This window comes from Neisseria sp., assembly GCF_041804105.1.
In the GTDB taxonomy this organism is placed as follows: domain Bacteria; phylum Pseudomonadota; class Gammaproteobacteria; order Burkholderiales; family Neisseriaceae; genus Neisseria.
Genome location: NZ_JBHCJY010000060.1, coordinates 36,600 through 45,348 on the forward strand (window position 1 = coordinate 36,600; position 8,749 = coordinate 45,348).

An 8,749-nucleotide genomic window follows, 5' to 3' on the forward strand; every position below is an offset into this window, starting at 1 on the left:
GCTTTCGGATGAAATGCCGTCTGAAAGATTCAGACGGCCTGTGCGGATAACGTTCGGAAGAGTCCAAACTGCGGACGGATACGCGGATACATTGTTGCCGCAAAACAAGCAAATCCGGTATCTGCAAACAACTTACCGGCACAGGCCGTCTGAAAACCTGTTTCAGACGGCCTGTGCCGGATCGGTTATTTCACAGCGGGCAACTGTGCGTTTTCCGCTGCGGTGATGTTTTCCAAAGCGAGGCGGCGTTGGGCTTCGGCTTTTTCGCCCTGTTCGGTGGCATCATATACTTTGGCCAGCGCAAGATAGGCCGCCGACGTCGGTTTGACCGACAAACTGGCTTCAAGATAGCCCTGCGCTTTGCCCCACAACTGGCCGCCGTAGGCCAGTTCGCCCAAACACAGCAGCAGGCCCGCGTTGTCGGGATCGGCTTTGAGCCAGCCGTCGGCAGTGTCGATGGCTTTCTGCTGCTCGCGGCTGCTCAGAAAACGCACGCTGTCGGCAAAAGGTCGGAGCAACTCGGCATTGCGGCTGTCGGGGTAATGTTCTTTTACCCATTTGACCGCCTGTTCGTACAGCCCCAACCGTTCGTATTTTTCAGCAATCGGTACGCTCAGGCTGCCGTTTTTCAGACTGTCGGGAATGCGTTTCAGACAGGCTTTCAGGCCGCCCGCGTCGGACACCAACGCCAGCAGGCGGCGGTATGCCCAAGTTTGGTATTCGGCTGCTTCAAAATCGTTGACGGCACCTGCTTTGGCGAGCTTGTCGGAAGTGGACAATACTTCCAGCGCATTGCCGTGATCAAAAGCGTAACGCAGTTGCAGGCGCACCAGGCGGGTCAGGTTGGCATTGATGCGCGCGGCGGCGTTCAGATTCTGCTCGGCTTCGGGATAGTCGCGGCGGTTGAGCGCAGATTCGGCCAAAAGCAGATGGCGGGAAAGCTGCTGTTTCGCAGGCAGGGTTTCGATGTCTTTCAGATAGCGGTCGCGCAATGGGGCATCGTCCATCTGATCGGCGGCATGTGCACCCAGCATCAAGGCCAAAGTACGGTTATCGCCCGCTTCTCTGTTGGCCAACACTCTGGCCGCTTCCTGCTCGGCTTTTTGGAAACGGCCTTCAAAATAGGCCAGCCCCGCCTGGTTCAAAGCCAGCGCAGCCTGACGGCCTTTGCGGGCGGTACCGAAACGCTGCATGCGGTCGGGCATACCCAACAGCCCCGCAACCAGGCGCACCAGCATATAAAGCGCCACCACGAACAACAACAGCCCGACCACGAAAGCGTGAAGGTTGACACGCAGCATGGTCTGTTCGACCACGATATAGACATTGCCGCTATACGTGCCTGCCGCCAGCGCCAAACCGACAGCCACGGCAAACAAAACCACAATCCAGATTACGCTTTTCATGTGTTACGCCCCTTTCGCGCCGTTTTCCGGTTTCGCAGCCGGCTTAGCGGTATCGGGTTTGGCTGCTGAAGCAGGCTTCGCGGCTGGAGCGGCCGCAGGTTTTTCGGCTGCTTTCGGTGCTTCTTTGGCAGGCTCCGGCGTTTTCACACCGCTTGCCGCTTTGTTTTCAGACGGCAGCGCAGGGATTTTCGGTGCGGCCGAAGGCTGTTCTGCCGCAGGCTGGGAAGCGGCTGCCGGTGCAGATGCAGCGGCGGCGGGAGCGGATTCGAAACCGGAAGCGTCCACGCGGGTACGGCGGCCTTCCTGATAAGTATTGACCGCAGTCAGGCTGGCTTTGAGCGCATCATCGGAAATCATGCGCAAATCCAATGTTTTGAGTGCGGCGATTTCTTTCAGCCATGCCTGCGTGGCGGGCGATTGCGCATCGAAATACTGCTTGACCGCTGCTTCCGCGTTGTTCAAATCGCTCTGATAAACCTCGCCGTTGTGCTGGAGCAGCGCCAAACGCGCATCCAGCAGACGAAGGCGCAGGTTTTCGCGCACGAAATAAACCTGTTCGGGCGACATCAGCATGGCATCCGAACTGTTCAGACGGCGTACTTCCACCAAGCCTTTCAAAGTTTCGGCGGTTTTGTTCCACGCGTTTTCCCACCACGAGCCGGACTGTGCGGGCTGCTGCACGGGAGCGGCTTCGCCCGGCTTGAGCGTGCCGTCAACCATGAGCGGCAAACCGGCTACCGCAGTTTCCAAACGGTCGATGCGCAATGCAGTACCGGAAACGTCCAGATACGGACGTGTTTTCAGTGCGGTCAAGTCTTGGCTGACCGCCTGTTTGATGGGCAGCAGATCGGGTTGGTCGAAACGGCTCAGACGGCTTTCGATGTGTTCCAGCACGCCCACCGCCGCCTGCACGTTACCCGAAAGCAAAAGCTGCTGCGACGCCAGGTTCAGCATGGTTTCGGTTTCGTCCACCAGCCAGTTGACGCGGCCTTTCTGCAATTCCTGAAACGCACGGTGCGCCGAAGCAATTTGGCCGCTGTTCTGCTGCTGGCCGGAAGCCAGTTTCGTCAGCTCCGCGGTAATGGCCTGCTGGCGGTGCAGGCTTTCCTGCAGCAGCGTGGCGTTTTGCGATTCGCCCAACGCGGCTTTGTCCAGTTTTTGCTCTACCGCCAAATCGCGGGTTTTCAACTCGTTCTGCCCCTGTACGAACAGGAAGCCTGCCGCGCCTAAAGCCAGAAGCGACAGCACCAGTGCGCCGAGCGCCACGCCTTTTCCTGAAGATTGCTTGATGACCACCGGCTGCGCGGCGGGGGTTTGGTTGTTCGGTTCTTGCATAGGTTTTCCTGTGTGTGGCGCAGCCTGCGGTTGGGGCTGCGCGGGAATCGGTTCGGAAACGGGTTCCGGAGTTTTGCTTTTCGAGCCTTCTGAAACAGGCGGCGTATTCTCGGACTTGACGGGGGAATCATGAACAAGAGCCTGCCCTGCCGCATCCACGGTAATCACGTTCCCTGATGCCGCAACGTCATGCACGGATGCTTCGGCATGGTATCCGGAAACGTTTTCAGACGGCCTGTCTTCAGAATGTTGCGGTACGGCCGCTTTTTCAGACGGCCCGGCATCCGTTTTATCCGCCAAAGCCAAAGCCGCACCGTCCAAACGCCGCACCACTTCCACCCGTTCCGCACCCGCACGGCGGAGCGCTTCGGCAATGCGCGGATGATGGGTGAAGTATAGCAAGTTCCGCAAAAATTGGGCGTACTCCTGCGGCGCTTGTGCGAACACGGCCTGCGCCAATTCTGCGGAAGTAACATAAACAGCCCGCATATCGCGGTTGTCCAACGTTTGCCAATCGAGCGTATGAGGCCGTCTGAAATAAATTTCGGCATATTCGGGTTTCAAGCCGAGCGCGGCCAAACCTTCCGACAGCACATCGCGTCCGCCGTGGCCGCGTACGATTAACACCCGCGAACCCAGTTTCAAATCGCGCCAAAACGGCAGACGCAGCACCGCTTCGCTGTCGTGGCCGTCATCGGGAAAATGGATTTCCGCTACGCCCGCCGCCTGCAACGCTTTGGCCGTTGCCGCACCCACCGCCACCTGCGGTTTGACGCCGTCTGAAAAATCCACAGCAGCCCGCGCCGTTTCCACCGCCGTCGGGCTGACCCAAAACACTGCATCCGCCGCAGCATACCGTTCCGCAAACTGCGCCAGCGCCGCTTCGTCGGGCACGATGTCGAGCGGACAGAACGGCAAAGCATCCCATCCCGCCTTACGGCAGGTTTCGGCATCTGCCGCCGCACGCTGCGCGGGACGGACGATTAAGATGGTTTTCATGATTTTCAGACGGCCTTTCCGTTTGCGGCCTGCACATCCGCCGCAGTTTGAATCTATTCCAGCGTTCGGGCAGCTCCGTTAAAGGCCGTCCGAAATAACCGATACCATACCGCAAACCGCCGCAAACCGCCACAATTAAGGCGACCCGACGGTTTTCAGACGGCCTGTCGCAGTTGTTCCAAAGGCTGTGTCGGGTGTGTCGGGTAATGTATAGGTGATGTATTTGATGACACTAAAAATACCGTCCATGCCCGCGCAGGCGGGAATTTACCGTCAACTCACAAGCTCATGGATTGAAAAGGTTTCTGAAACCTCAAAGATGGATTCCCGCCTGAACGGGAATAACGGCTGAGAACGATTCTGCATCAGGCAGCACCAACCAAATACAGCCCTCAAATACAGGCTTTTAAAATAAAATGGTTCAGCAACCGCTCCGAACCTTATCCGGCTACCACAACCGCAACCATTCCATGCCGGAATCCCGGTTCTTTTTCCCGCTGTTTTCCTGCTGTTCGCGCTGCTGTTTGCGGAAATTCCAAGGCTCTTGCGGATCGGTTTTCTTCCACAAACCGACCCGTCCGGCGTGGGCTTTTTTCATGGCGGCGGCGTAACCGGCATAGTCCGAACCGTCCTGTTTTTTCGCGGCATAAGACGTGTAGTGCCATGCCGCACCGCGCCGCAGCTGGGCAAGGTTCAGGTCTTTGCCGTCCACTTCCACTTTGGCCACTTCGCGGCGGTAGCGGTCGCGCTCGAACACGGTTACGGCAACGGTTTTACCGTCGGCCATATCGCGCAGCGAATCACGGGCGGCTTCGCCGTAAGCCTGCTGTATTTCGGGCGCATCGATGTAAGCCAGACGGATTTTGTGCTTCTGCCCGTCCGAATCGGTTACGCGCAGGGTATCGCCGTCTGCAACGGAAGTAACTCGGCCCGTGTAGCTGCGTTTCGAGGGAACTTGCCGCTTATCGTTGCGGCCGCCGTCGCTGCGGCTTTTGCCGTCGTCAAACAGGCTTTTCCACGCGGATTCGGCCCGACCGTTTCCGCCCGACGGTGCTTCCGAAACGGCTTCCGCCCCGTTTTGCCCGCCTTCTCTGCGAAAACCGGTTTTTTCCGGCAGCAGACTGTCCAAACCCGACGCGCCCGCCTTTTCCACCAGACTCACGCCGTCGCGCACCCATTCCAGTTCGTCGCTCTGATAACCCGCCACACCGAGCGCGGCAAGTATCGCGGCAACGGCGATTTTGGCCGTAAACAGTTTCTTTATCATACCTTTACCCATCAAGGCCGTCTGAAAACAGCGTCAGGCCAAAACGATTTCCAGATTGTCGATCAGCCGCGTACTGCCCAAGCGCGCCGCCGCCAGCACCACCAGCCGCTTGTCGCCCGCATGCGCCACTTCCAGCGTGTCCGCATGGCGGATTTCCACATAATCCACCGTCCAGCCCGCATCTTTCAGACGGCCTGCCGCCGCCGCTTCCAAGCCCGCATAGTCCACATCGCCGCTTTTTACCGCTTCGGCAACGGCACACAGTTCGCGGTACAGGCGCGGTGCTTCGGCGCGTTCCGCCTCGCTCAGATACTGGTTGCGGCTCGACAGCGCCAGGCCGTCTGAAGCGCGGCCGGTATCGACGGGCACGATTTCGATGTCGAAATCCAAATCTTCGACAAACCCTTTAATCACCGCAAGCTGCTGGTAATCCTTCTTGCCGAAACAGGCCGCATCAGGTTTGACGATATTGAACAGCTTCGTTACCACCGTTGCCACGCCCCTGAAATGGCCCGGGCGGAACTTGCCGCACAGCTCGTTTTGCAGATTCGGCGGTTCGACGTTGTAACGCTGCGCCACATTCGGATACAGCTCGCGCTCGTCCGGTGCGAACACCACCGCCACGCCCTCGCCTTCCAGCTTGGCCGCATCATCCGACAGCGTGCGCGGATATTTGTCGAAATCCTCGCCCTGCCCGAATTGCAGGCGGTTCACAAAAATGCTGACAACAACATTTTCCGCACGCTTCTTCGCCTCGCGCACCAGCGCCAGATGCCCTTCGTGCAGATTGCCCATCGTCGGCACGAACGCCACGCGCCCTGCGGTTTTGCGCCATTCGCGCAACTCTTTGACTGTGTGGATGATTTGCATGGTTTAGCCTTTCATTCCATCTTAAAATTTACATATATTAATATAGAGATAATTTACTTCAGCTTGATGGTTCGATACCCATCCCGTCCTGCCTTATCCGTTTTTGCACACAGCGAACCGCCGCAGCGGACAATATCCGATTTCGCCAACAACTCCGTTATTTCCGCAGCCGCTTTGTTTTCTTTGATTCTGTCTGCATAATGTGCCGCCAGCCATACGCCGCAAAACAGCATCGACACCATACACACCAAACAAACCGTTGTTCCTATCCAAGCCTTGCGGGCAATTTTGCGGTTTTCTTCCGTTACCAAATGCAGATAGGTGTTGAACTCTTTACTGCGGTGTACCATCGTTTCATGCGTTTCGTCCATGTCCTGCCTGTATTGCCGCAGCACCCTGTCCAAATCCGTTTTGATGTTTTCGGTCGCAAAAGCCGTCAGTTCTTTTTTATACTGCGCCAGCGATTCATCGAGTTGGCGCTGCATCCGGTCGGTCGCCTCTTCCATCTGCTGCTGATACCTTTCCGTCAGCATCGCGCCCATTTCCAAAACCGCATCTATCTTCTCAACGGTTTGTTCCGCATCCATTCGCTACTCCCATCACTTTAAATAAATCAAATACTGTTTCAGACGGCCTAACGGCTCATGCCGTAGGAATGCTGCCGCTCCATCTGCCTTTCCAATTCGCGCCTGCGGTCTTCTTCCGCCAGCCTTTCCTGTGCCTGAAGCGTCTGCTCGAAACTCTCGCGGGCCGGAGTAGCTGCGGCTTTTTCCGCATGGATTACGGCATCACTGAAACGGTGGGCACGGGTCTCGTGCCATGCTGCGACCCTGCCGTCGTTACTCACGCCCACATCTTGAACCGCAGGCATACGTTTGGCATAGGCTTCCGCCGTCAGCGCGGCAACGCTGTTTCTCATGCCGTGTTCGGTATAAGGCAGTTTGTGTTCGTCGTAATATGCCCGCAGCTTGGTATCGATTTGGCCGTAAAGCTCTTGGGCGCGCTGCGGCATATTGCCGAGACTGAAACGGCGTTTCTCCTCTTCCGCCTGCAGCCTGTTCATTTCGGCGGCTGTATCAAATTCCGCCATTTTCCTGCTTGCCGTGGGGCTGTCGGCAATCAGTTGCCGGTTTGCCTGACGGAACGTCTCATGGTCGTCCTGCTTGGCGGCTTCCAGCAGTTTGCCGTATTTGGAAAACAGAGCATCCAATTTGGATTCCTGCGGGTCGGCAACCGCTTTTTCTTGAGCGGCCCACTCCTGGTAACTGCCCCTGCCATAAGCAATGGGAATCCAAGTATTGCGCTGTGCGCCGTCGTAAGTGTGGTTGAATGTTCCCAGTACGGGCGGATTTTTACCGATGTCTTTGTAGGGCATGGTTTGCCCGTCCACCCACAGGCCGTTCTCTTCCAGCATTTCTTCGGTCAGCCTCGATTTAACCATATCCAACACCAAAGGCTCTTTGCTGTTCGGATTGTGTCGGCGTTCCGCCGTAATAACCTGTCCCACAATCCATGAGCCGTAATGATTGTAATAGTCGACATAGTCGTTGAGCTGGCAGCCTGTCGGCGGGCAGTAATTGGCCAGCTGCACCTCTTCCCTCCCCTTGTCAAAATAATTTCTGCCCATCACGTCCAGATTTTTCTCTTCCGACAAAGTCATATCGGCATTCGGCACAATACCTTTCAAAGAATAGAAATCGCCCTCCGACGTTGGTTCCTCTGCAATAAAATCCTCCATTCGTTGCCATGCCATTCCATAAAGTTGTGCCCACGACGGAATATTTGCCGGATTATTGGTCGGGTTTGCTGCGCTGACCAAGGCGTTGAATCCGGCAATCTCCGCGCTGGCTTCATCCCTCCGGAAAGATGCCAACAGGGATTGGATTTCTTCGGTATAGTCGCGCACGGCGGGTTGCCGCGCTTTGCGGTCAATGGCTTGGAAAAATTCATGCGTTGCCTTTTGCTGCTCGGGGTCATTTAAACCGTGCTGTATCTCATGGGCCAGCACAAAAACCATATCGTATTTGTTTTCCTTAACCTGAAATGCACTGTTGGTCAGATTGCCTAACGGCAGGCTGATTTTTTTCGTAACGGGATCAAAGTTGCCGCCTGCGCTCACCGACGGATCAAGGGCTTTAAAACCGGCCACTCGCCCTTCGGCCACGGCGGTATTAAACTGCTTCGTCAAAAAGGGCGAAGCAGTCAGGGCATCCATCAGGTTTTGATAATGCTCTGGCAACACATCGGGTTGTTTGCGGAAATCATCCAACATTTGCAGCGATGCAGGGCTTAAGGTTAGCTGTTGATTGGGCATGATTTACCGTCCTTTGTTTTTTTCAGGTACATAAATGCCAATTGTTTTGATACAAGCAGGCCCCGGATTCCGCCAATCCGTACCCGGACCGCCCCTGGCTGTCAAACTGATCTTGGCCTGAAGATTGCCTTTCTTCATATCAAACCCTTCCAAAATAGGCGCGCGCCCCCATGCCCTTCTCGGCAGAATGGTAAAACCCTTGCTTTTGGCCAACACACCGAAATCATCCATCGTCATTTCGCAAACAGGACGCATATCGGGATCGCTGCCCGGTTTTGTGTTGTTGACACCGACCGAAAAACGGAAAGACAACTGTTCCATTTTTGGGGGAACATAGTAGGCTTTAAACATATACCACCCACTATTGGGCAACTGCTCACTAATCCTATATCCCTTGTCGGTTTCATTATATTTAACCGGCAAACCAAACACCTGCTCCAAACGCTGCGGAGAAAAATCTTCCGTGGTCTGCGCCACGCTCATCAAATCCAGCAGGCGCGTCAATGCTTCTTTCTGTGTCAGTTTCGGTTTGACTTCTTTTTTGCTCATGGTTTTGGC

The 8,749-nt window shown here is 56.0% G+C and carries 7 protein-coding genes and 1 pseudogene; all 8 read right to left on the bottom strand.

Translation table 11 applies throughout. From position 1 onward, the window contains the following. Nucleotides 1-185: 185 nt before the first annotated feature. Nucleotides 186-1,406, bottom strand: coding sequence for a heme biosynthesis HemY N-terminal domain-containing protein (locus tag ACEYDX_RS05980; protein WP_373741113.1), 1,221 nt, complete (start codon nucleotides 1,404-1,406; stop codon nucleotides 186-188). A gap of 3 nt (nucleotides 1,407-1,409) precedes the next feature. Further along, the gene (locus tag ACEYDX_RS05985; protein ID WP_373741122.1) at nucleotides 1,410-2,741 is read right to left on the bottom strand and encodes a uroporphyrinogen-III C-methyltransferase; all 1,332 of its coding nucleotides are present in this window, start codon (nucleotides 2,739-2,741) and stop codon (nucleotides 1,410-1,412) included. A gap of 348 nt (nucleotides 2,742-3,089) precedes the next feature. Further along, nucleotides 3,090-3,740, bottom strand: a pseudogene (locus ACEYDX_RS05990) (uroporphyrinogen-III synthase); the annotation flags it as partial. A 448-nt stretch (nucleotides 3,741-4,188) separates the two neighbouring features. Beyond that, a complete protein-coding gene (locus ACEYDX_RS05995; RefSeq protein ID WP_373741114.1) occupies nucleotides 4,189-5,019 on the bottom strand; it encodes a thermonuclease family protein in 831 nt (276 codons plus the stop codon). Between the two features lie 21 nt (nucleotides 5,020-5,040). Then, entirely contained in the window at nucleotides 5,041-5,877 is an 837-nt protein-coding gene (panC, locus tag ACEYDX_RS06000; protein WP_373741115.1) for a pantoate--beta-alanine ligase, read from the bottom strand. Nucleotides 5,878-5,930: 53 nt separating this feature from the next. After that, the gene (locus tag ACEYDX_RS06005; protein WP_373741116.1) at nucleotides 5,931-6,464 is read right to left on the bottom strand and encodes a hypothetical protein; all 534 of its coding nucleotides are present in this window, start codon (nucleotides 6,462-6,464) and stop codon (nucleotides 5,931-5,933) included. Between the two features lie 47 nt (nucleotides 6,465-6,511). Then, nucleotides 6,512-8,191, bottom strand: coding sequence for a hypothetical protein (locus ACEYDX_RS06010; protein WP_373741117.1), 1,680 nt, complete (start codon nucleotides 8,189-8,191; stop codon nucleotides 6,512-6,514). Nucleotides 8,192-8,194: 3 nt separating this feature from the next. Continuing rightward, a partial coding sequence (locus tag ACEYDX_RS06015) for a hypothetical protein (RefSeq protein ID WP_373741118.1) occupies nucleotides 8,195-8,749 on the bottom strand: 555 nt, incomplete at its 5' end.